Origin of the sequence: Parabacteroides sp. AF18-52 (assembly GCF_003479145.1) — a bacterium.
GTDB classification, from domain to species: domain Bacteria; phylum Bacteroidota; class Bacteroidia; order Bacteroidales; family Tannerellaceae; genus Parabacteroides; species Parabacteroides faecis.
The window spans coordinates 1-24,702 of sequence record NZ_QUGR01000028.1 but is presented as its reverse complement, the minus strand read 5'-3'; the positions used below and the strand labels follow the sequence as shown (position 1 = coordinate 24,702).

At 42.0% G+C, this 24,702-nt stretch carries 24 protein-coding genes; 9 read left to right on the top strand and 15 right to left on the bottom strand.

Features of this window, described 5'->3' with window-relative positions; all coding sequences use genetic code 11:
* Nucleotides 1-110: 110 nt before the first annotated feature.
* The 5 genes from DWX23_RS24110 to DWX23_RS24090 form a co-directional block, all read right to left on the bottom strand.
* On the bottom strand, nt 111-1,313 hold the full coding sequence (locus tag DWX23_RS24110; protein ID WP_122376385.1) for a FecR family protein: 1,203 nt from the start codon (nt 1,311-1,313) through the stop codon (nt 111-113).
* 163 nt (nt 1,314-1,476) lie between these two features.
* Entirely contained in the window at nt 1,477-2,487 is a 1,011-nt protein-coding gene (locus tag DWX23_RS24105; protein WP_122376384.1) for a 2-oxoacid:ferredoxin oxidoreductase subunit beta, read from the bottom strand.
* A 3-nt stretch (nt 2,488-2,490) separates the two neighbouring features.
* Nucleotides 2,491-4,344, bottom strand: coding sequence for a 2-oxoacid:acceptor oxidoreductase subunit alpha (locus DWX23_RS24100; protein ID WP_122376383.1), 1,854 nt, complete (start codon nt 4,342-4,344; stop codon nt 2,491-2,493).
* Between the two features lie 87 nt (nt 4,345-4,431).
* Entirely contained in the window at nt 4,432-5,643 is a 1,212-nt protein-coding gene (locus DWX23_RS24095; protein ID WP_122353456.1) for an alanine dehydrogenase, read from the bottom strand.
* 49 nt (nt 5,644-5,692) lie between these two features.
* Nucleotides 5,693-6,214, bottom strand: coding sequence for a shikimate kinase (locus DWX23_RS24090; protein ID WP_122376382.1), 522 nt, complete (start codon nt 6,212-6,214; stop codon nt 5,693-5,695).
* Between the two features lie 112 nt (nt 6,215-6,326).
* Between DWX23_RS24090 and DWX23_RS24085 the strand changes: the two genes are divergently transcribed.
* Nucleotides 6,327-6,962, top strand: a complete 636-nt coding sequence (locus DWX23_RS24085) for a viroplasmin family protein (protein ID WP_122376398.1) — start codon at nt 6,327-6,329, stop codon at nt 6,960-6,962.
* Nucleotides 6,963-7,114: 152 nt separating this feature from the next.
* Here the strand turns inward: DWX23_RS24085 and DWX23_RS24080 are convergent, their stop codons facing one another.
* A complete protein-coding gene (locus DWX23_RS24080; RefSeq protein ID WP_122376381.1) occupies nt 7,115-7,972 on the bottom strand; it encodes a hypothetical protein in 858 nt (285 codons plus the stop codon).
* A gap of 104 nt (nt 7,973-8,076) precedes the next feature.
* On the opposite strand from DWX23_RS24080, the gene DWX23_RS24075 reads away from it, so the two are divergent.
* Together DWX23_RS24075 and DWX23_RS24070 are read left to right on the top strand one after the other, a co-directional pair.
* Nucleotides 8,077-9,003 (top strand): glycosyltransferase family 2 protein, encoded by a 927-nt coding sequence (locus DWX23_RS24075; RefSeq protein WP_122376380.1) that lies wholly within the window; start codon nt 8,077-8,079, stop codon nt 9,001-9,003.
* Between the two features lie 21 nt (nt 9,004-9,024).
* Nucleotides 9,025-10,008 carry a glycosyltransferase family 4 protein gene (locus tag DWX23_RS24070; RefSeq protein WP_122376379.1) on the top strand — a complete coding sequence of 328 codons (984 nt, stop codon included), beginning with the start codon at nt 9,025-9,027 and terminating at the stop codon, nt 10,006-10,008.
* On the opposite strand, the gene DWX23_RS24065 is transcribed toward DWX23_RS24070, so the two are convergent.
* From DWX23_RS24065 to DWX23_RS24055, 3 genes are read right to left on the bottom strand one after another with little or no spacing between them, the layout of a single operon-like run.
* Nucleotides 9,986-10,753, bottom strand: a complete 768-nt coding sequence (locus tag DWX23_RS24065; RefSeq protein ID WP_122376378.1) for a lipopolysaccharide kinase InaA family protein — start codon at nt 10,751-10,753, stop codon at nt 9,986-9,988. The two genes, DWX23_RS24070 and DWX23_RS24065, sit on opposite strands and share 23 nt — an antisense overlap.
* Before the next feature lie 10 nt (nt 10,754-10,763).
* On the bottom strand, nt 10,764-12,053 hold the full coding sequence (locus DWX23_RS24060) for a nucleotide sugar dehydrogenase (protein WP_122376377.1): 1,290 nt from the start codon (nt 12,051-12,053) through the stop codon (nt 10,764-10,766).
* A 20-nt stretch (nt 12,054-12,073) separates the two neighbouring features.
* Nucleotides 12,074-13,051, bottom strand: coding sequence for an SDR family oxidoreductase (locus DWX23_RS24055; RefSeq protein WP_122376376.1), 978 nt, complete (start codon nt 13,049-13,051; stop codon nt 12,074-12,076).
* A 183-nt stretch (nt 13,052-13,234) separates the two neighbouring features.
* Between DWX23_RS24055 and DWX23_RS24050 the strand changes: the two genes are divergently transcribed.
* From DWX23_RS24050 to DWX23_RS24025, 5 genes are all read left to right on the top strand, one after another.
* Nucleotides 13,235-13,990 carry a glycosyltransferase gene (locus DWX23_RS24050; protein ID WP_122376375.1) on the top strand — a complete coding sequence of 252 codons (756 nt, stop codon included), beginning with the start codon at nt 13,235-13,237 and terminating at the stop codon, nt 13,988-13,990.
* Nucleotides 13,987-14,985, top strand: a complete 999-nt coding sequence (locus DWX23_RS24045) for a polysaccharide deacetylase family protein (RefSeq protein ID WP_122376374.1) — start codon at nt 13,987-13,989, stop codon at nt 14,983-14,985. The genes DWX23_RS24050 and DWX23_RS24045 overlap by 4 nt, the downstream gene beginning before the upstream one ends.
* Before the next feature lie 192 nt (nt 14,986-15,177).
* Nucleotides 15,178-15,906: a glycosyltransferase gene (locus DWX23_RS24040; RefSeq protein WP_229801144.1), complete on the top strand. Its 729-nt coding sequence runs from the start codon at nt 15,178-15,180 to the stop codon at nt 15,904-15,906.
* Nucleotides 15,887-16,687, top strand: coding sequence for a polysaccharide deacetylase family protein (locus tag DWX23_RS24035; protein ID WP_122376373.1), 801 nt, complete (start codon nt 15,887-15,889; stop codon nt 16,685-16,687). The genes DWX23_RS24040 and DWX23_RS24035 overlap by 20 nt, the downstream gene beginning before the upstream one ends.
* 409 nt (nt 16,688-17,096) lie before the next feature.
* Nucleotides 17,097-18,227 (top strand): glycosyltransferase family 1 protein, encoded by a 1,131-nt coding sequence (locus tag DWX23_RS24025; protein WP_122376371.1) that lies wholly within the window; start codon nt 17,097-17,099, stop codon nt 18,225-18,227.
* A 74-nt stretch (nt 18,228-18,301) separates the two neighbouring features.
* Here the strand turns inward: DWX23_RS24025 and DWX23_RS24020 are convergent, their stop codons facing one another.
* From DWX23_RS24020 to DWX23_RS23995, 6 genes are all read right to left on the bottom strand, one after another.
* Nucleotides 18,302-19,486, bottom strand: coding sequence for a glycosyltransferase family 87 protein (locus DWX23_RS24020; RefSeq protein ID WP_122376370.1), 1,185 nt, complete (start codon nt 19,484-19,486; stop codon nt 18,302-18,304).
* A gap of 25 nt (nt 19,487-19,511) precedes the next feature.
* Entirely contained in the window at nt 19,512-20,540 is a 1,029-nt protein-coding gene (locus DWX23_RS24015; RefSeq protein WP_122376369.1) for a glycosyltransferase family 9 protein, read from the bottom strand.
* A 3-nt stretch (nt 20,541-20,543) separates the two neighbouring features.
* Nucleotides 20,544-21,017 carry a hypothetical protein gene (locus DWX23_RS24010; RefSeq protein WP_122376368.1) on the bottom strand — a complete coding sequence of 158 codons (474 nt, stop codon included), beginning with the start codon at nt 21,015-21,017 and terminating at the stop codon, nt 20,544-20,546.
* Nucleotides 21,014-21,466: a DUF3990 domain-containing protein gene (locus DWX23_RS24005; RefSeq protein WP_233564319.1), complete on the bottom strand. Its 453-nt coding sequence runs from the start codon at nt 21,464-21,466 to the stop codon at nt 21,014-21,016. Before DWX23_RS24005 ends, DWX23_RS24010 begins: the two co-directional genes overlap by 4 nt.
* A 7-nt stretch (nt 21,467-21,473) precedes the next feature.
* Entirely contained in the window at nt 21,474-22,079 is a 606-nt protein-coding gene (locus tag DWX23_RS24000) for a DUF4254 domain-containing protein (RefSeq protein WP_122353473.1), read from the bottom strand.
* 64 nt (nt 22,080-22,143) lie between these two features.
* Nucleotides 22,144-23,241 carry a glycoside hydrolase family 43 protein gene (locus DWX23_RS23995; RefSeq protein ID WP_122376367.1) on the bottom strand — a complete coding sequence of 366 codons (1,098 nt, stop codon included), beginning with the start codon at nt 23,239-23,241 and terminating at the stop codon, nt 22,144-22,146.
* 114 nt (nt 23,242-23,355) lie between these two features.
* On the opposite strand from DWX23_RS23995, the gene pdxB reads away from it, so the two are divergent.
* Nucleotides 23,356-24,459, top strand: a complete 1,104-nt coding sequence (gene pdxB, locus DWX23_RS23990; protein WP_122376366.1) for a 4-phosphoerythronate dehydrogenase PdxB — start codon at nt 23,356-23,358, stop codon at nt 24,457-24,459.
* The last annotated feature ends 243 nt before the right edge of the window (nt 24,460-24,702 follow it).

Here is a 24,702-nt window from a genome sequence, read left to right as displayed (position 1 = left end):
GTAAACATTTACAGATCTATTATTATTCCATTCGAACTTTTTCCATAGGCTTTCAAATTTAAGTTGTTAACATATATGCTTCAAAAAACAATAACCTAATACACAATCATTTATTTACCTACTTTGACTAATATATACTCCTCACCTATTTTCTTGTAGAGGATCGGAGCTGTTTGACTCAACCCATCCAGAACAACCTCCAGGTCTTCTTGCATATCAAGCTTTCCTGAACATCTTAAATCTGCCACATCAGACTTGTAACTGATCTTTTTCCCATAATAACGGGATAAACGATCCAGGATTACCGACAAATGTTCACTTCTGTATGTATATAACCCATCTTTCCATAAGATATAATCATTTACATTGACATCCTTTATATCACATTCTCCCTTATGATAAGAGAACATCCTGTTAGGCTCCAGGCGGAAATCTTCATCATCCCTGGTATCTACCTGCACGCTCCCCGTCACCAGGACTACCGATGCCGATTCGTCCGTTTCGTATGCCATTACATTAAAAGAAGTACCCAGAACCTGTACATCCATCTCCTTCGTTTTTACGACAAAAGGTCTGTTCTTATCCGGTGCTACCTCCAGGAAAACCTCGCCATTTACATAGATTTCTCTTTTTTTATCTGCGAATGCCACCGGGTACACGATCCGGCTACCGGCATTCACCCAGACTTTGGTTCCATCCTCTAAAATCAAGGTAGAACGTTTTCCGTTCGGAACAATCAATTGATTAAACTCCAATGATCGCTTGGAGGAGTTAGCAGAGCTTTGAAACGCATCTGCGATTTTTTCCGAATTAACGACCACCGTCCCTTTTGCATCATATTCGATCTGAGATTCCTGTCCGCTGATCGGAATCTGCTTATCGGGTAAAACCAATTGTATATCATCCGCTTCCGGAGTAACAGCCATTTCCCGGGCAATGGCTTCTACATCCGGAGTTTTGTTTACATTGGTATATATATATGAAATAGAGAATATAATCAAAACAGTGACACTGGCAGCAACCATCCATATAAAAGAACGAAAGCGACGATTACGTTGCATTTGCAGGATCTTGTTCGAATCCTTGATCCTTGTCCATAATAAATCCTGTCGTTCATTACTCATTTGCTCTTTCTTTACACGGATGGAACGTAAAAAGAATACTGCTAACTGGTATTCCTGCTCATCCAGTCCGTCGGCGATCTGTCCTTTCCAGAAATTGATCGTATCCAGCGTCGGAGAAGTGTTTGATTCGATAAAGAAATCATCTTCCAACAGCTTTTCCGTGGTATATTTCGTATAATCTTTATTCATTGTTCCAATAACGTTTTTCTTTCAAAACACAGGTTTCGATCATTTATACTCACTTTTTCCCGATAAAAATCAACTTTTTCATTTTCCAATGAACGAAGATGGATAAAACAAAAAAGGGATGATCGTACGATCATCCCTCCTGTTTCAGTATAACAGTAAATTCTTATTTTACTTCCCAAACTTCCCCTTTCATCAGGAAGTCTTTCAGTGTACGGGTAGGATTCTTTGCCTGCACTTCTTCAATCTGCTGATGAACGGCCTCATCGTACACCGGAGCATCCACATCGCGGATAACCCCCAGGGCGATCGGCATATCATCCGACATCATAGCCAACATCAGATGAAGCGTACTATCCTTTTCATGGGCATCATGAACCAGAATATCATCCATCGTATAACCATCTTCACCGATCGTGACAGCTTTCAGTTTCAGTCCGTCCAGGACAAGACCTTTATTACCTTCCTTACCGAAGATCATCTTTTCGCCGTGGCGCAGGAAGATCGTACGGTCGGCACGGAATTCCTTATCGACAATACTTTTGTGTATACCGTCGTTAAAAATTACACAGTTCACCAATACTTCCGTAACAGAAGCACCTTTATGGCGGGCAGAGGCAGCCAGCACTTCAGTCGTATTCTTCAGGTCGACATCGATCACACGGGCAAAGAAGTTTCCGCGCGCACCCAAAGCCAGCTCAGCAGGAACAAAAGGATCTTCCACCGTTCCGTAAGGAGAACTCTTGGAGACGAAACCACGGTCGGACGTCGGTGAATACTGTCCTTTAGTCAGACCATAGATCTTATTATTGAACAGGACTATGTTCAGGTCGACATTACGGCGTACGGCATGGATGAAATGGTTACCGCCGATAGCCAGACAGTCACCGTCACCGGTGATCAACCAGACACTCAGGTCGGGACGGGCTGTTTTCACACCAGTTGCGATCGCAGCACCACGTCCGTGAATAGTATGGAAACCGTATGTATTCATATAATAAGGTAAACGGGAAGAACACCCGATACCCGAGATAACGGCCATATTATGAGGAGCCACTCCTACTTCCGCCATCGCTTTGTGTAAGCAGTTCAATACGGCATGGTCTCCGCAGCCCGGACACCAACGAACATACTGGTCGCTTTTATAATCTTTCGGTTCGAATTTTATATCTGTCATTTTTTAAGCCTCCAATATTTTAGTGAATTCCTCAACTAATCTCGCAACAACGAAAGGCTGACCTTTCACGCGATTAAATCTGTACGGATTAAATCCGGGAACCTTACCACGCAGATAGTTGGCAAACTGTCCGTTATTCTGTTCGGCAACAACCACCTTCTTATATCTGGAAAGTATTTCTGCCGTATTCTTCGGGAGCGGACTGATGAATTTGAAGTGAGCTAATGCCACCTTCTTTCCTTGTTCCTGCATCGTTTCCATCGCTTCATACAAGTGACCGTATGTGCCACCCCATCCTACCAGCAACAGATCTGCATCGGCATCTCCGATCACTTCCTGTTCAGGGATAAAGTCGGCAATCTTATCGATCTTAGCTTGACGGGTGGTAACCATCTTCTGGTGGTTGATCGGATCGGTCGAGATAGCACTCGTTTCGTAGTCTTTTTCCAGACCACCCAAACGGTGTGCGAAACCTTCCATTCCCGGAATAGCCCAATAACGAACCAGGCTTTCTTTATCACGACGATAGGCCTTCCACGGTTTTTCTTCATGGTAGTTGGAAACGTAATTCGGTTTGATCTCCGGATAATTTTCCAGATCAGGTAATTTCCATGCAGACGAACCGTTTGCGATAAAGGCATCTGTCATTAGGATCACCGGAGTCATATGTTCGACAGCCAGTTTACCTGCCCAGTAAGCGGCATCGAAACAATCTGTCGGAGTAGATGCGGCGACAACCACCAGCGGGCTTTCACCGTTACGTCCGTAAAGAGCCTGCATCAGGTCGGTCTGTTCACTCTTGGTCGGCATACCTGTTGAAGGACCGCCGCGCTGTACGTCGATGATAACCAACGGCAACTCAGCTATTACAGCCAGACCGATCGCTTCACTCTTCAGTGCCAAACCGGGACCGGAAGTTGACGTAGCAGCCAGACAACCGGCGAAGCTTCCGCCAATAGCCGTACAGATGCCGGCAATCTCGTCTTCCGCCTGTACCGTGATCACACCCAGATCTTTCCGTTTGGATAATTCATGTAAAATATCAGTAGCCGGAGTAATAGGATAACTACCCAGGAAAAGTTGCAAACCTGCTTTTTCAGCGGCAGCGATCAACCCGTAGGATGTAGCCTTGTTTCCGTTTACGTCTGTATAGAATCCCGGTTCGGCCTTCATACTTTCAATGCGGTAAGTAGAAACCGACGCATGGATATTATGACCATAATTATAACCGTCTGTCAACGCTTTGATGTTGGCTTGTGCAATCACCGGCTTTTTGGCGAATTTATTCTGGAGCATGTGCATGGCTTCTTCCAGAGGACGGTCGAACAACCAGCAAACAAGTCCCAGAGCAAACATATTCTTTGAGCGGAGAGCCGATTTGTTATCCAGACCAAATTCTGCCAATCCGTCTTTCACCATCGTGGAGATCGGAGCAGCAACAACCTGTACACTGTTCAGTCCTAATTCCTTGAACGGATCGTCTGTTGTAAACAAAGCCTTGTCCAGATCACTCTTTTTGAATGAATCGGTATCGATAATGACAATTGCATTTGGTTTGATGTGCTTCACGTTCACTTTCAAAGCGGCGGGGTTCATGGCAACCAAGACGTCCGCCTTATCACCAGGTGTAAAGATCTTCCGTGATCCCAGATGCACCTGGAATCCTGATACACCACTCAGTGTTCCCTGAGGAGCACGTACTTCCGCCGGATAGTCGGGAAATGTAGAGATCTCATTTCCGAAAATAGCCGACAGATTAGAAAAGATCGTTCCGGTTAACTGCATACCATCCCCGGAATCCCCCGAAAAACGGATTACAACCTTTTCCAACGTTGTTACTTTTGTTTGTTCTGCCATAATTACTTATATTAGCTTAATCGCTTGTTTGTAGTTAGATTTCCGCAAAGTAAAGAATAAACTTGGCTAGTTCAAAACTTTTGAGACTTAAAAAGCAGAAAGATATAGATCCAGGTTATTTGATGATAAATTAAAATGATTAGACACGTAATTGTTTACAGGTTTTCCACAATACATGTAAACCCCTGAACGAAAGCCATCATCTGCCTTTATCATATTCTGGACTGTTCCGGCATCTCCCAAAGCGAGGAAGACGGGTATAAATATATTACTGAAAGCCATCGAAGTGGTACGTGCCACCCGATTGCTGATATTAGGCATACAATAATGCAATACCCCGTATTGCTCGAACACGGTCGGATCGGATTTTGCGAGGCAGCAGGTCGTTTCAAAACAACCTCCCTGGCTGATACGCAGATCGATCACCAGCGATCCCCGTTTCATGGTCCGAACCAGTTCTTCCGCGATCACATAACGGTAACGTGTATTGATATAACGCATTGCCCCGATCACAACATCGGCGGTACGAAAAGCATTATGTAATACGTTCGGATGGAAATTGGAAGTAAACAATCCCTGCCCCAACACCTGTTGTATAGTACGCAACTTGTTGATATCGTCATCGAACACCTTGACGGATGCCCCCAGTGCCAATGCCGCCCGGGCAGCAACAGTTCCGGCATTTCCGGCCCCGACGATCACGATTTCAGTAGGTGATACACCGGGAATACCTCCCAATAGAATCCCTTTTCCTCCCTGGGTATTACTGAGTAATTCGGAAGCAATGGTAATGGAAGCGGTCCCTTCTATCTCTGAGATCACATTCAGGACAGGGCACCTTTTCTGATCGTCAGACATCAGTTCATAAGCAATAGCCGTGATCCGCTTAGCCATCATCAATTCAAAGGCCTCCGGAGCAAAGAGGTTCAGCTGAACCATAGAAAAGACAGTTGAACGGGGTTTCATCAACAGGATCTCCTGCGGCAACGGAGGGAGTATCTTCAGAATTATATCCGCCTGGAAAACCTCCGCCGGAGTAGCAACGATCTCGGCACCAGCTTCGGAATAATGATTGTCGGAGTAATTGATTCCCAGACCGGCACCTGACTCTACCAATACGCGATGTCCGCGATCGGTCAGCATGTCAACAGCCTCGGGAGTAAGCGCCAGGCGTTTTTCTCCTTCTTTCCGTTCACAAGGGATACCAATCAGTAACCGGTTACTTATCTTATTTAATTCTTTCAACAACTCCTGGGTAATATACGCACCCTGGGGCTGCTTGCCTCCTGTTGCTTCCATAATACGATTTTACGGTTGGCAAGTCCGACAACTGACTTACGTTATTAGGTTATAATATTTTTTCCAATGCTTCCGAAATTTCATGTACATCCGTCTCCGTCAACATCACTTCGGCATCAAATACAACTGAAGCTTTCATATAATAAGGAGTTCTTTTCTCCAGGCTTTCGGCTATAAATGCAATCAGTTCATCGCCGGAACGTCCTTTCAGCACGGGCCGGGTCGATTTACAAACTTCAAGCCGCTTTGCCAGTTCTTCCACCGAGACCTTCAAATAAACAGTGGTCCCTGTCTCGTTCATAAACTCCATATTATCAAAAAAACAGGGAGCGCCGCCGCCTGTAGAGATCAATACATCTTCAAACATGGCCACTTCATGGAGCATCCGCCGTTCGATATCACGGAAAGCCTCCTCCCCTTTTTCAGCAAATATCTGCCCGACTATTTTATGGTAACGGGCTTCGATATAACAGTCCAGGTCTATAAAAGAGAGCCCCATTCGTTTGGCGAGGTCTTTACCGACCGTCGTTTTTCCGGCTCCCATATAACCTATCAAAAAAATACGCTTCATTTCGTATATGATTGTTTACCGCAAATGTAAAGTTTTTTTTCTTCATTACTTTTCTTTCAATAGAAAAGTAACAAAATATTACCTTTGCAATTCATATCCGAAGAAAACAGAGATGGCGAAGAATAAATATTACGTAGTGTGGAAAGGACTAAACCCGGGTGTTTACGACAACTGGGCGGAGTGCAAAATGCAGGTAGAAGGGCAGGAAGGCGCAAAATACAAATCGTTCGAGACTCGCGAAGAAGCCGTCGAAGCTTTCGAGAAGGGATATACTCATTACCTGAAAGCCGCTTCGTCAGCCAAAGCTGCCGCCAATCTGGCACCGAAAGCTCCTGTCGGGAAACCGATCAACGAGAGTCTCGCCGTCGATGCTGCCTGCAGCGGTAACCCGGGGGATATGGAATACCGGGGTGTCTATACAGCAACCGGGCAGGAAATCTTTCATATCGGTCCTCTCAAGAAAGGAACAAATAATGTCGGCGAATTCCTTGCGCTCGTACACGGTCTGGCCCTGTTAAAGCAGAAAGGAAGTAACCTTCCTATTTATTCTGACAGCCGTAATGCGATCAGTTGGGTAAAAAAGAAAAAATGCAAAACATTGCTGGAACGCGAACCAGTCAATGAACAGATCTTCGACCTGATCGAACGAGCTGAGAAATGGCTGAATACAAACACATATACAACTACCATATTAAAATGGGAAACAGCCGAATGGGGTGAAATTCCGGCCGATTTCGGGAGAAAATAATATAGGGGTTATTCTTGCCCCTACATATATAAAACTTCATCTTTCTACAACTTTGTTACGGCCGTAACAGTTACAGTCGTAACAAAGTTAAATAAAAAAATATTCCTATGAGATAAAATATTCGCTATTAGTTCTTTATTTTTATTATTCCATCAGAAACAGCGAATATAAGCCAACGAAAAACTGTCGTACAGATAATCTTGTATGCCATGTTTATAACCGAAAGAGATTATATTTTTCTTGATCTCATAATTCAACTTTGTACGAAGAATCATCGGCTTATCCCCGTCACCTCTATAACCCTTTATACCAGTATAGTCGCAATTCAGAGTAAAGCCACGAAAAGTTGCCTGTGCCCCGATCGCATATGTGAAAGCATCATTTTGACGATGCACCAGGTCATTCGTCATCCAACAGTAAAAACCTGCCATCCCCTGCACACGGATCGAAGCTGCTGTTTCCGGATCCTGCCATAACGTACGTCCGATATTACAGTCGAACCAGTAAGCTGCTGCATCAGTGTAACGGGCATCGCACAGACGGCCACCACTGGCTGTTCTCAATGTTGCATTTGCTACAATATCCACCCATTTCTCGCTGCTCAGTACCTGATAATGGCAGGTTAGTATAAAATCGCCATGACAGGGAATCGGAGATTTCACATCCACCGCATTACGCTCATCCCGAACCTCCGGCGATGTTTCATACCATTCCTGTATCACTCCGTAAAGCGATACACCTGCACGTCCTTTGGCTATTGGAATATACAAACGGGCAAAAACATCTTTCGTTTTATCACCCGTCATTTTATGATATTCACCTCTCAATTCCACCTCCCACCGTGAAGGAAGTTTTCCCCCCATCAACTCAGGAAATGGGAATGCATTCGGTCCAAAATATCGGGGAGCATATTTCAACAAAGGTGTTTTATCCCGCCAATCATCGGCATGACCAGGTATACATACACATAAACTAAAAAAAAGGAACCAGAAAAATACGTTTGTTCTCATCTATATATTTTCCTCAAATTATCATATCTTTTTATCAAATGAACAAAAGTACAATATATTTTCAAATATGATTCAAGATAAATGTCCTATCTTTGTGAACAGAAATGAAGGAAATAACTTATGTACATGAATCTATGGCTCCAAACGATCAACTCTTTTCAATCCTTATTCCAACCTGGAACAATCTTGCCTATCTGAAACTATGCTTGAAAAGTATTGAAAAGAACTCAACTTACAGGCATCAAATACTGATTTATGTCAACGAAGGGTCCGACGGCACTACCGATTGGTTAGAGACACAAAATTACGAATATATACATAATAAAGAAAATGTCGGAGTTTGTTGGGCACTAAACTCATTACGAACCAAAGTCAAAACCGACTACATTCTTTATATGAATGATGATATGTACGTGTGTCCCGATTGGGACAAGTTTCTATGGGAAGAAATACAGCAACTTCCAGATAACAAATTCTTTCTTTCGGCTACTTTGATCCAACCTCGTCCTTTCTTTTGTAAAAGCGTGATAGCTCCTGCCAATTTCGGAGAAAACGTAGAGACATTTAAGGAACAGGAATTGCTGGATAAATATCAACTTTTACCACACTCTGATTGGTTTGGCTCTACCTGGCCACCCAATGTTGTACACAAAGATATCTGGGACCTGGTTGGCGGTTACAGCATTGAATTTTCACCGGGTATGTACAGTGACCCTGATTTTTCAGCTAAATTATGGATGGCTGGTATCCGGTTATTCAAAGGATTGTCCGCAAGTCGTGTCTATCATTTCGAATCGGTTTCAACCGGTCGGGTAAAGAAAAACAATGGAAGTCAGCAATTCCTTTCTAAATGGGGTATTACTTCCGCATCTTTCATACGGAATATTTTACGCCGAGGTGAACCTTTTGAACCGAAATTAGTAGGGAAGCCCCATATAATATCACTTCAAAAAGATATTTTCCGTAGTCGCCTGAAAAAAGCACTTTCCGCTTTTAAAGACAACGGGCATGCTAAAAAACTGTGGAAATAAAATATAATTAACTATACAAACATGAATCTAGGAGTTATTTTACCCCATACAAAATTATACGGAGGTGTAAAACGTTTTCTGGAATTAGGAAATATTTTCATTGAACTCGGACATAGCTTTACTGTTTATACCATCGAAGGGAAGTCACCCGATTGGTATGATTTCAAAGGAGATACGAAAACCTTTGCCGATTTACAAAAAGATGAAATCGATGCCCTGTTCACTACTGAAACGAAGTTTTTAAATGAGCTGATCAATGCGAACACAAAACGCAGAATATTCTACCATGTCCGGATCACTGAAAATCTCCGTCCAATCTTAAAACAGAAGAACATTGAGATATTTGCTTGCTCTACTAATATTTATCTACACGATAAAAAGAAATACAGTATTGAAGCATTCAAGGCTTTGGGAGGGGTAAACACTGCTAATTATAGTTCGAAAACAAGCTACACAGTAAAAGGCCGTCCTTTCTGTATTGTCGCATATGGACGTTTGGTTGAACGAGTGAAAGGTACCAAATATATTATCAAAGCATGCGAGAAACTCTACAAGAAAGGATATAACATTCGTTTGCTGCTATTTGATACGGCAGTCAATGAAAAAGCCCAACAGTTGATAGATAACTTTTCAACTACTGTCCCTTTTGAATTCATACAAAATCATCCTTTTGAAAAGAACAGTGAATTATTCAACCGGGGGGATTTGTTCGTAGCAGCAGAACGTCACGCCGGCTGGTCAAACACAGTCTGCGAAGCTATGGCTTGTGGGCTACCGGTAATTGCAACCCAAGCTGGCACAAAGGATTTACTGATCGATAATGAAACCGGTCTACTTACCAAACGATATGTATTCCTGTTCCGTCGAAAAATAAAGAAACTGATTGAAGATGAAGCATTACGTACTCGCCTCGGACAAAATGCTTATAAACATGTACAGAAATTTGACTGGCATCAGCTGGCTTTACGGATACAGGAGTACCTTATGAAAACAAACGACGTTTGATCATCCGACGTGTATTCCGAATAAAACCTTTCCTCTTTACATGCTCGTTATGAGCTTTTGTAAGGAGGATCAATCTTTTCACCATTTCCTCCTTATCCTCATGGTTGAGCAATGCATATTCTTCACCGATAGTCCGCAATAAAAACTCCGGTAGTTCCAGCATTGAGAGATTTTTTAATCCTTTCCAGGAAGAAACAACTTCAAACTGCGTACGATTGAGGTCAACCAACCAGAAATGGTATACTCCATCATCATCTTTTTTAACTAATGTATTACCTAAAGAATGATCAATAAAATAGACCCCTTTCTGTTGAAAATCATAAGTAAAGCGAGTAAAAGCCCGGAAAGCCTCTATCTGCTCTTCTTTCGGTAGCAAAAATAGTCCGCGCAGAGTAGATACATCATCCAATTGCAGAGAGATGTAATAACTATATGTCAATCCCACCTTGTCCCGGAAAAGAATATAAGCGACCGGTTCAGGCGTCCCAATACCAAGTTCAACAAACCGATTAGCATACAGATAGGAACGTTCAGCCTTCGACTTCCGGAAATAGGCGTAAACCACTTTATTGATGATATGGGGATATTTAAAGGATTTAATACACATACGTATCCCTCCTATATTTAATACCTTAAGTATATTTCGTCCCTTATAGATCAATTCTCCTTCCTTGTCAAAGCGTATAGGGACAGACAATATCTCTTTTTCCAAATAGGCATACTTCGGATTAATCTGATACTCCATATTTTTCCCCTTATAAACGATCGTCTACCAATTTCGGGTCGATGCAACCTTTTACATCATAAACCACACCATTCTCCTGTATCAAAGAATGAATATCCAGATTCATAAACTCTTTATGTGCCACAGCCAGGACAACCGCACCGAATTTTTTACCGGGTAAAGTATTCATTACTTCCAAACCATACTCTCGTCGTACATCTTCCGGTTTTGCCCAAGGATCGTATACAGTAACCCGGATATCGTAATCCTGAAGCGCTTTCACAACATCAAACACTTTGGTATTGCGTACATCGGGGCAGTTTTCTTTAAAGGTAATCCCCAATACCAGCACTTCGGCATTACGTACCGGTATATCCTTCCGGATCATAGCCTTGACTACCTGATTGGCAATATATTCTCCCATACTGTCATTCATACGACGGCCAGCCAATATGATCTCCGGATGATATCCGTAATCCTGGGCTTTCTGCGCCAAATAATAAGGATCGACACCAATGCAATGACCACCGACAAGACCTGGTTTAAAAGGTAGAAAATTCCATTTTGTCGCAGCAGCAGCCAGGACTTCACTGGTATCGATACCGATCAGATTGAATATTTTTGATAGTTCATTCACAAAAGCAATATTGATATCACGTTGTGAATTTTCTATCACCTTAGCTGCCTCTGCCACCTTTATACTGGAGGCACAAAAAGTTCCTGCCGTAATAACGGAACGATAAACATCATCGATCACGACAGCTATATCCGGAGTAGAACCGGAAGTTACCTTCTTTATTTTCTCGACAGTATGTTCTTTGTCACCCGGATTGATACGTTCGGGAGAATAACCGGCAAAGAAATCTTCGTTGAACTTCAGACCGGATATTTTCTCTATAACCGGCACGCATTCGTCTTCCGTCACACCTGGATAAACAGTCGATTCAAACACGACTATATCACCTTTACCGATCACCTTTCCTACAGTCTCACTGGCTCTATACAAAGGTGTCAGGTCGGGACTATGATGACGGTCGACCGGGGTCGGCACACATACGATATAAAAATTACAGGACGCAATATCTTCCAGTTTACTGGAACAATACAGCCCGTTCCCGGTCATACTTTGCAAATCATTCACAAGCACTGATTGCAGTATAGCATCATCCACTTCTAATGTCGAGTCATGACCGGACATTAGCTCAACGACTCTGCTCTCTTTCGCATCAAAACCGATCACCGGATATTTGGTGGCAAACAAGCGTGCCAACGGCAAACCGACATAACCCAATCCGATAACTGCTATTTTTATATTTCCCATAATTTCTTCCTTTCTGCTGATTACTTCAGATTTTGCCAATACCAACGAACAGCTTCCTTCAAGCCGTCTCTCATACTGAAAGAAGGCTGATATCCCAACAATCTTTTAGCTTTATCGATAGAGGCCAGCGAATGTGGAATATCTCCCAAACGATTCGGACCATGTTTAATTTCTACTTTCGCTATTTCCGGATCAAACTCACTCAAATATTCCTGCAGATAACCAACCAACTGATTCAAGGTGGTCCGCTCACCGAAAGCCGTATTATATACCGTATTTACAGCCTCTTTGTTCTGAGTGGTCAATGCCAGCTTATTCATCAGGATTACATTTTCAATATAGGTAAAATCCCTGGAATATTCACCGTCTCCATTGATCACAGGCGACTGATGATCGATCAGTTGTTTCACAAAAAGAGGAATAACGGCAGCATAAGCTCCATTCGGGTCCTGTCTCCGTCCGAACACATTAAAATATCGCAGTCCGATGCATTCGATTCCATAGGTTTTGGAAAATACATCCGCATATAATTCATTTACATATTTAGTCACTGCATAGGGTGACAGCGGTTTTCCTATAACCTCTTCCACCTTTGGCAATGATGCAGAATCACCATACGTAGAAGAACTTGCAGCGTAAACAAAACGTTTAACCCCTGCATCACGGGCTGCTACCAGCATATTCAAGAAACCACTGATATTTACAGCATTTGTAGTAACCGGATCTTTAATGGACCGAGGAACCGATCCCAGAGCCGCTTCATGCAACACATAGTCGACACCTTCCACTGCTTTCCGGCAATCCTCCGGGTTCCGTATATCGCCTACTACCAATCGAAAAGAGGGATTTGTAAAATGTTGCTGAATATTTTCCGGTTTCCCTGTAGAGAAATTATCCAGGCAAACAACCTGATAACCTTCGTCCAGTAAAAACTCACATAAGTTCGAACCGATAAAGCCGGCTCCACCTGTTACCAAAACAATTGATTTCTTTTCCATACCTATAAAAACTGCCAGTTATAGAGAAGCAGTCTAGAGGGAACAAAGATAATATATTCCATTGTTTTTAGGGAATATCATTTCAATTAATTGGAATGTTTCAAAACTTTATCTAGTTTTGTAAAACACTGTTACTATAAACTCAGACTTTCCAATCAAGGATAAGAGGTAATTTAAGAAAAAATGATACCAATACAACAGACAAAAATTGAATTAAGCTATATAATGCCAGTTTTTTTTAATCAAAAAGATACAAAAGTCTTAACAGACTTACTGGAGGCTTATTCAAAAATACATCCTGATATACTACGACGTATCCAATTTGTTATTGTGGATGATTGTTCACCTATTGAAGTAAAAATCCCCAATCACATCCACGTCAATTACCAACTCTATCGAATAAAAAGCGACATACGTTGGAACCAAGGAGGGGCAAGGAACCTGGGAGTAACATGTGCTATCAGTCCGAAAATAATCCTTTCAGATTGCGATCATTTCTTCCCTGAAAAATTACTAGCTCAGATACTCGATAGTAAAATACCTCAAAAGAGCTTATACAAATTTAAACGGGTAGACACTACCGGACATTCGCTGCAATCTCCATGCAATATATTCTATACCTCAAAAGCCATCTTTTTCTCTACTTTAGGATATGATGAAGAATTTTGTGGCAACTATGGATATGAAGATGTCATGTTTCGCCATTTTCAAGAAATTATCGGCAATAAACTCAAATACTTTACCCGCTTCAAAAAAATCATTTCAAATACAATCGACAGGGAAAACTCATACCATAGCCTGATTCGAGATACCTCTACCAATTTAGACCTGATGGAAAAGAAAATGAAGCTATTGAAGGGCAAAAATCCATTTTATGCCCACAGTCGGTTATTTCTAAATTTCGAATACGAAAAAAAAGAAGAAAATTGGATAGAATGAAAAATAGGAAACTAAAACATAATCTAATTCGATTCGGGATAGATAAACTGCTCCGTACAATAAATCGAACTCCCCGTGTTATCTTTTACCACGGCGTAGATCATGTAAACCAATTTCCTTCGCTTCACATTGCCCCAGATATATTTGAGCAAGAACTTAAATTCATATCCCAACAATATGAGGTCATCTGCATAGATGAGTATTACCAACGATTCCAAGAAAAGAAATTCTCAAATAAAGAAGTAGTGATAACTTTCGATGACGGATATAAAAATAACCTGACAGTAGCCGCCCCAATCCTACAATCATTTAACCTTCCGTTTACTGTTTTTGTATCTGCCGGTCATATAGAGAGTGGAAACAGATTCCCGACATTCATTGCACGAGCTATTATTACAGCGCCAATGCTAAACAATATTGACATCGAATGTATAAAATTCAAATCGCCCTTATTAAACGAACAACAAAGAACTAAGGTGTTTGGGTTCATCAGTCATACATTAAAGCATTCAAATATAGAACTAATTAATGAAATTTGTCAGCAACTAATTAACAATGTATCTCCTGAGACTTACCAGGAACTTTGTCATTTACATTCAGCTGATGCGCCACTTAACTGGGAAGAAGTAAGAATATTACAAACAAAATATTCCTGTACAATCGGAGCCCATTGCATGGATCACTTTATTTGTAATAACTATCAAACATACGAACAAACTCGTTGGCAATTAATAGAAAGCAAGCGACTGATTGAAGAGAGAACGAATAAGGCCTGTCATTATATGGCCTACCCTAATGGCATCGTACACGAAGGAGATGTTTCCGACCACGCTCTTAAAGCTGTAGCTGAAGCCAAATACAGACTGGCTTTTACCACTGAAAACGATCGGTTGTTGAACAACAACAACCCATACCTCATGCCACGTTATGCAGCTCGCTTTGAAATAGAGGACTTCATAATAAAGTTAGCACTTAAACCAAAACTAAAATTTTAAATCAAGTCTCGATAGAGTTGTATGATATCAAAACCGATCACCAGATACCGGGTCGCGAACATAAACCAATACTGCTAAGATCTGTCAAGATGCGTACAAATTAGTTTAAATACAAATACAAAGAATTAATTGTCATATCTTTGTACCTGATATTTACAAGCAAGGCTGTTTACCTATATGTTGACAAAGAAGATGATGAATGACAGAACTGAGATAGATATTATTCTACCATGTTACAATCCACCGCCAAGATGGGAACAAAAGGTTATAGGGAAATTCAAAGAGATACAATCCTTATTTAGTCCCATAGATTTCCACTTGTTTATTGTAAGTGACGGGTCAAAACGCGGATATGAACCGGAAACCGTTGCCGCGCTGGAACAGGCAATCCCCGGAATTCAGATAATCGATTATCGCCCTAACAGAGGAAAAGGATACGCATTACGCAAAGCGGTACAACAGACCCTGTCTGAATATATCATATATACAGACTACGACTTTCCTTATACCGACGACTCTTTTAGAGAAGTAATCAATAGCCTACTCAAAGGAGCCGATATAGTTGTCGCAACAAGAGACAGGAGCTATCAGAAAAACCTGCCACCCTTCCGCCGGTTCCTTTCTGAATCATCCCATCTATGCAATGCTATTTTTCTCCGCTTAAAAATACGCGATACACAGGGAGGATTGAAAGGATTCAACCAGACTGGAAAAACGGTTTTTTTATCAACAAAAGTTAACAGTTTCCTGTTCGATACCGAATTTATATATAAAGGACAACAGAAAAAAATAAACATACAAGCCGTACAATCACGTATCAGAGACGGATTAACCGTATCTGATATGGGTTTCAATGTATTAAAGCGTGAAATGGCAAACTTTCTTTCAATTTTATTCACAAATGATCTTACTCAGTTTTGATATTGAAGAATTTGATGTTCCTCAAGAACATGGAATAGATTTGCCATTCGAACAACAGATGGCGGTTTCTATCGAAGGCACCAGAAAAATATTAGCCTGTCTGGACAAATATCAGGTACATGCGACCTTCTTCTGCACAGCTAATTTTGCAACCCATGCTCCTGAAATTATTCAGAATATACTGCAGGGTGGACATGAGATCGCTTCACACGGATATTATCATTCTTCATTTGAGAAAACCGACCTGCAACGTTCCCGCGAATTTCTTGAACAACTGACCGGACAACCAGTAGAGGGTTTCCGCATGGCACGCATGATGCCGGTCGATGAGAAGGATATTAAAAACGCCGGTTATACATACAATTCATCTTTGAATCCGACTTTCATTCCTGGAAGATACAACCATCTGGATAAACCACGCACATATTTTTATAAAGAAAAAGTATTGCAGCTCCCAGCGTCCGTTACTCCGGCTTTCCGCCTCCCGTTGTTTTGGTTGACTTATCATAATCTACCTGCTAAAGTTTACCGCTGGCTGTTTTATCGAACATTAAAACATGATGGATACGCCATCACCTATTTCCATCCTTGGGAATTTACCAATCTGAAGGCCCACAAAGAAGAATGGAAATTACCGTTTATTATGACCAACCATTCAGGAGAAGGAATGGTCAGGCGACTTGACAACTTGATTTCTTTTTTACTAAAGAAAAAATACTCTTTTGCCACTTGCAAAGAATTTAAACAGCATATTCAAGCCAAAGAACAAAAGTCTGAATAAAAAGTAATCACCAGCATTCCAATTTCTATGAAAACCCGGATAAAGAGGATACTTTTTAAAAGAAGGAATGTCAACTATTGACTGGACTTCGGTCGCAAAAAAAACATATTTCCTGTATAATTAGATCCTTATTATAATTACATAGAAAATATTTATTATTAAAAAGATTATTAGTATCTTTGATGATCACTTATTAATTGTTACTGGTAACATAATAACATACACATGGAAGAGATTGTGGACTTCACTATTATCACTGTGACATACAATAGTGATAAGACATTGGAAAAAACTATTCTTAGTGGTATCAATCAAATATACAAAGGCTTTGAAAAACACAGATTCCTACTCAAACATATTTTGTCATTACCCGTATCCGAATATCTAACATTTTCAAAAGTAGCAAAGCATGAAACTCGCATTTGATGCAAAACGAATCACCCACAATGCAACCGGGTTAGGGAATTACAGCCGTTTCATTGTTAATTCATTGATTAACAGTTACCCCGAAAACAGTTACCATCTATATTCTCCGGATAAAGGGAAAGAACATCTGCGGGCACTTATTCCGGAGCAAGAAAATGTGATATTCCACTATCTGGAAAATGAGATATTAGGTTCCTTAGGTAAAGCCTGGTGGAGATCCTGTGGTATTATCGGCGACCTGAAGAAAGAAAAGCCGGCCTTGTTTCACGGCTTAAGTAACGAACTCCCATTCGGATTATCGAAAGCCGGCATCCCTTCAGTTGTAACGATACACGATCTGATTTTTATCCGCTATCCACAGTTTTATAAAACTATAGACAGAAACATTTATAATTTCAAATTCAGGAAAGCCTGTCTACTTGCCGACAAGATTGTTGCTGTCAGTGAAATGACCAAACAAGATATCATCCGGATATACAAAGTTCCGGAAGAGAAGATCGATGTAGTTTACCAAGGATGCGATGTTTCATTCCTACAACAGGCAGAGTCCAACAAACTATCTGAAGTAAAAAACAAATATAACCTGCCCGAACATTTCATTCTGAATGTAGGAAGTATCGAACAACGGAAAAACTTGTTGCTTATCGTAAAAGCACTCAAACAATCAGGGAAAGATATCCGTCTAATCGCAATAGGCAGAAGAACTCCCTATACAGAAACAGTGGAACAATACATCCGAGAAAATAATATGCAGGAACAAGTCACTATATTGAACAATGTATCATTCGATGACCTTCCGGCATTTTATCAACTGGCCTCGCTTTTCATATACCCTTCATTTTTTGAAGGATTCGGAATTCCGATTTTAGAAGCCTTAAACTCCGGCACACCCGTTATTGCCGCTACAGGTTCATGCCTTGAAGAAGCAGGGGGGCCTGACTCTCTGTATATAAACCCAGAAGATGTAAATGATCTAAATGAAAAAATAAACTGGATTCTCACCACCCCTTCGCAGGCAGAGCACATGCGAACAGCCGGAAAAGAGTACGCCAAACGTTTTCTGGACCAAGCTATAGCTCAGGACATAATGAACGTTTATCAGAAAATAATCTGAATTCAGATCGATTTTAATATTTTATGGAAAGTCTCCAAAACAGGGATAGCAAATCTTTCCAATAATATTTTTGCCTAATTTAGCGGTTTTCTGGAAAAATTCAAAAATATCATTTCATAACAAACAGTCAACCAAACGACAATTACAGGCCATGCCTTCAACGCATACGGTCTGATAAAGCCTGCCCGAACCACACGAGGTACTAATTCGGTTGTCGACAACCCCACGACGACCAACGTGATCACCAGCAACCAGTAATTATATTTTTTATGTTCCGAAGGACTACAGATATACCATAGGGCAACTCCGATCATAGCAATGATATACCCGCTCGCTTCAGTACCCGTACTGAACAATACAACAAACAACATGACATTAGCCAGTAACATCATGCGAAAGGATAGATATTTATATTGAGATATCCGCAGATAAGGGATAAAGAAAAGCACCAGTCCCGGAAGGATCAGCCACAGGTCGCTATAAACCTCCGATCCTGATAATTTACGGACAACTCCCAGCAAAGATATATTCTGCGCTTCAGCAAACAAATTCAAGCCATTCTTCAGCTGTAATTGTGCAACCCACTCATAATACTGTGAAATCACATAATCGAATCCCGGAGTATATAAAGCCGGAAAAACCAAGAATAATGCTCCCCAGAAAATCCCCGAGATAATAAGTTTTCCTTTTTGTTTAGAAAAAAAGAAAAAAGCCAATCCGACAATCGGATAGATTTTAATTAAAGTACCGAGCATAATCACACAAGCAGCCCAAAAATCTTTTTTCTTCTCTATAAAAACAAAAGCGAGAATAATAAAGGCTGCCACAGAAATATTGAATTGTTGTACTCCCTGTGCAGTCATCAATTCTATATATGAGAACCAATATATGAAAATTTTCTGCGAAGTGGAAAGAGGTAGTTGTTTAATCGCATAAAAGAGAAACGCCGTGTTAGCAGTAATCCATAACACTAATCCCAGCCAGTCCGGCAATACCGAGAATGGAGCAATCAGGGCGCTGAACAAAATTCCATACTGATTGGAATCATAATATTCTGCCGGATATTCCCCATAAATAGTCAACCCTTCTATGCTGTGCGGAAAAACATATTTAAATATCTTATAATTGTTATATTTACCTATGAAAAATTTAATCAGAGCATAAACAACACCGGTCAATATCCACACCCACCAAAGTGACTTTTCCTCTTTCCATAAAGGTGCATTTACGAACGATTTACATTTTTCTACTAGTTTCATATATTTCTAATATTACGACAAAAACTTATTTGAGCAGACCATCTACCTTCGCAATTACCATTTCCGGTGTTATCTGTGTCATGCATGCCCAATCCCCCCGAAAACAGGGCTTCTGTCCGAATACGGAACAGGGACGGCAGGGAAGATCCAACTGGACCGCATTTTTAGGGTCCTGATGATAACCATAGAAACCCGCATACGGGTGAGTCGCTCCCCAAACGGATATTACCTTCGTTCCGACAAGGGAAGCGAAATGCATATTCGCGGAATCCATGCAAAGCAATACATCCAGCTGACTGATCAGGGCCAGTTCGTTATCCAGCGAATAACGTCCGACAAGACTTTTCACACGCGGATACTGGAACGCCCATTGTTCAAGGACGGCCTCCTCGTAACCGCGTCCTCCCAGCAGAAAGATCGTATAATCTTCATTTTCAGAGAGACGGGCGACCACTTGTTCCATATCGTCCACCGGATAAATCTTTCCACGATGTTTGGCGAAGGGGGCAATCCCGATCCATTTGCCTTTTTTCGTACCTGCCACCGCTTCCATAGCCGAAAGGTCGGCGGGATGCGATTCATAAAGGGAAGTAAATGATTCCGTATAATTCAGTCCGGCAGCCCGGAATACATCGGCATAACGCTCGATCACCGGACGCAAAGGCTTTAAATCCTTATGGTTGCGGTCAGTAAGGCGTTTACGCTCCTTCCTGGCCTTGTCTACAACATAAACCTTTTTCCCTTTCATCCGGAACAGGCTGCGGATTATGATCGTACGGATCACATTATGCAGATCCAGTACCATATCATACTCAAACTTAACCAAGGCAGAAGCAAACCGGAGCAGTCCGCGCAATGTCTTTTCCGCAGCCTTCGTATTGATTCCTATCACGTCCACATTCGCCGGTCGGTTCATGAAGACCGGTATCAGGAATGCCTGCGTAAGAACAGTAAACGTATCCTGCGGATTCGCTTTGGCGGCAGAGTAAATCACCGGAACCGTCATAGCGACATCGCCTATAGCTGAAAGTCGTATAACAAGTATTTTTGCCATCTATTAATTGAATGTTCCGCTATAATAACAGCGGGTTAAATAATAGGAAGGCTCATAATAAGCACTCCCGTTATAATTGTCTATCGTACGACATATCTTATCGTTATAGATGCGTAAGATCGCATCAGCATAATCTTCCCACGAATAAAGAGTGGACAGGATCAGACGCATATACACTTTTCCCATGTCCTGTTCACCCGGGATATGACTGACTAAATCAGGATTAACATTCGTCACATCAAAACTGCCAGTCTGCATTCGATATTCCTGAATCAACCGTTCAACGACAGCCTGCTGATTTTCACTATGCATAACATTTGCCAAGGATAGTTTTTCAGCAACACCCCGTTTTCCCATACAATTTACGACGTACCGATTCGGCTGCTTCAAACGCCGTGCTATACGTTCGATCAGGCTACAAACATAAAACACATCATCCTGCGTTATTTCTTCATCCGGAAAAAATACATTCTTCATAACTCGTAACTCTTTTCATAGGTTAACGACTCTATCGCCTTATCAGAACAAAATACAATCTGATGAGTCGGATATTTAAATTTAGCCAATGCCCAGAATGCTTCACGACTGATCGATCCGGAAAGAAAATCTTCTACATAATTCCAAACCGAATCATCTGCCATGGGTCCCTCCACCAAGTCATAAGTATGTGGAACTCCTTTACGACAAGAGGCTATGAAATCGAGCCATTCATCCGTCAACTCTTTAAAACGGAGAATTTGTAACCCGGCAATTTCCTTATATTCGTATACATTAACAATATGAGCCGGAGTTTTATTAGCTGCCCACCGTTGGGCTTGCTTTTCCAACACCGTACAGTAAAATCCGAAACCGAAATCTTTAAAGAAACCGGTAGTTTGTACCTTCGGATATTCTATTACCATATTGCTACCATGATATACTTTCATTGCCATTTTATTTTTTACCGTATAATACAGGATTCAAAGCCGGATCATTATACATTTTCATCTGTTTGTACACCTTCATGTACTTGCGGCCTTCTTTGATATCGGTCAGCAACTGATCCAATGCCGTTGAAAGGTCTGTCTTCTGTTCCAGCAGTACCTTCAGTTTTTCTTCACATTTGGCTTTGTGTTCGGGAGTCGCATCAGGGCGGTTCACCTCTTCATTCATATGGTAGATCTTGAGTGTCAGGATAGACAAACGGTCTACCGCCCATGCCGGACTCTCCGTATTGATCGTTGCATCCGGCAAGACCTTTACATCCTTGTATTTATCCAGAAAGAAACTATCGATCAGTTCCACCAGATCGGTACGGTCCTGATTTGATTTATCTATACGGCGCTTGATCGCTATTGCCTCGACCGGGTCGATCGCCGGATTACGGATGATATCTTCCAGATGCCATTGCACCGCATCAATCCAGTTTTTCAAATAAAGATAAAACTCGATACTTTTTACCTCATAAGGATTATGCATGGTTGCATCCACATCATCAGAAACATGATACGCTTTCGTAGCCTGTTCAAATATCCGGTAACACTGTTCGCTGAAATTCATAAATAATCGTTTTGCTTTCTGTAAATACTGTTGACAAAGGTAGAAAATCTTTTCTGATAATCTATCAATGAATTTCCTGAAGAGTGGTATTCGGACCTTCCACATACAAGTTGCCCTTTTCGTCCACTCCCATCTTATCGATAAAAACGACACGCTCTTCACCTGTATTCTGCGTACGTCCGTGATACACACAATACATCTGCTTTCCGTCTTTCGAATAAGTCACGCTGTTATGGCCCGTACCCGTCACGATCCCGCCTTTTTCAACATTCTTCTCCAGTACCGGGTTGTTTGCCGATTTAACAAAAGGACCGAGGGGATTTTTAGAAGTCGCATAGCCGACAGCATAATTCTTTCCTCCGAAATAATTCGCAGAATACATCATATAATAGATATCGCCTTTCTTAAATATATATGAACCCTCCGTCCATCGGCGGTTCACTTCGCCAGTCGTTACAGAACGGCTCTCCCATTCAGCCTGCGGGTCTTCATTGGTAACAGGCGGGCGCAGGATCAACACGGGTTCGCCGATGATGCCGCTTAAATCAGGTTTCAGCTCGACACCGTAAATCCAGCTTTCCTCTATTTCGTTGAACATATTTTTCTCACGTGCCCATGAAGCCACTTCACTCTCTACCGGATGCTTGTAACAGCAACGGGAATAATATAAGTAAAGACGTCCGTCGGAATCTTGCAGCAGATTACCGTCGATAACAGGATAGCCGGGGTCAAAAAGAGGGCGGTCGCTCATCTCCCTGAACGGACCGGTCGGTTTGTCCGAAACAGCAATACCGATCCTAAAATTCTCCAACTCATTAGTCGGATTCTCCTTCCAATCGGCACTGAAAAACATATAAAACTTACCTTTCCGTTCATACACTTCCGGCGCCCAGAAGTTGGCTGTAGCCCACGAACCGGCCATATTACCCCGATAGACCTGTCCTTCCGGTTTCCAGTCTATCAGATTATCCGAAGAATAAGCACAGAAACCATCCACGGCCCCTGCGCCCGTGCCATACATATAATAACGCCCGTCGGAAGCCAACAATACATAAGGGTCACCGAACTTTACGGGCAGCGGATTCGTATACTTCCCCTGGCCGTATACAGGAATGCAAACAATGGCCAGCAAGCATAATACACACAACAACAGATGCTTCATTTTCCAGTTTTTTATACACATTAGTCTTTCATGATATTTAAAGCGTGCAAATTACGTTTTTATCTCCACTTCCGCAAATAATCTCTATCTTTGCCAGTAGTAAAAGGCAAGAAAATGAAAATAGTAGCTGATAACACGGTCCCGTACCTGAAAGGGGTTGCCGAACCGATCGCAGATGTAAAATACCTCAACTCAAACGAGTTCACTCCTTCAACCATTCATGATGCCGACGCCCTGATCGTACGAAGCATCGACAAATGCACCCGTGAACTGTTGGAAGGAAGCCGCGTCAGGCTGATCACGACAGCAACCATCGGTTTCGACCATATCGACATAAAGTATTGTGATGAAGCAGGTATTACCTGGAAAAATGCTCCGGGATGCAATGCCGTTTCGGTCGCCCAATATGTTTTATCTTCGCTGATCACCATCGGTCTCCGCAGAAACGAACCATTAGAGGGGAAAACGATCGGAATAGTCGGCGTAGGCCATGTAGGCAAAGAACTGGAAAAACTCTGCGCATCATATGGCATGCACGTTTTACGTAATGACCCGCCACGGGCAGAAGAGGAAGGAGAGGCAGGATTCGTTTCGTTGGATACGATTGCAGAAGAAGCGGATATTATCTCTTTCCATACGCCACTGACAAAAGAAGGGCGTTTTGCTACCCGCCATCTGGCAAACGAAGCCTTTTTCAACCAAACACGGAAAAAGCCTTGGTTCGTAAACGCTTCGAGAGGAGCGGTACACGATACTCCGGCGCTAGTGAATGCCCTGAAATCAGGAAAAATAAGCGAAGCAGTGATCGATTGCTGGGAAAACGAACCGGCAATCGACCGTGAATTAATAAGCCTGGCAACCATAGCCACTCCCCATATTGCCGGATTCTCTGCCGACGGTAAAGCCAACGGGACCCGTACCTGCCTGGAAAATATCGAACGCTTCTTCGGACTGAAGATAGAAAAAATGAAGGAGGTCGTCCCTCCCGTTCCTGCCAATCCGGTGATCGACCTGGACAATGTTACGGAGCATCGTATCGAACATGCGATCTTCAGAAGTTTCGATCCGCTTGCCGTAGACAAGGCATTACGGGAAACACCTGATAAATTCGAATGGTTCCGGTCTAATTACAATCACCCACGGGAGTTTACCGCCTATACGATAAAAAATGCAACTGCGGAAGAACGGACGCTATTCGATAAGTTAGGTTTCAAATAAGCCTCCGTAAAGAAAATGGGAAAAGGATGCGACCTGTTTTGAAAAAGCATGCCGACTAAATTGAATTAGTACGGCGGGTAATCCACGGTTGATAACCGTCAACCGATCGGCTCATAGTTATCGGCCGATTGGCTCATAATCATCAACCGAACGGCTGACAATTATCGGCCGCTGAACAGTACCGCATTGTCCTGTCCTGAAATAAGTTGACAAAACACCACGGTAAACTTATGTCAGAATCGA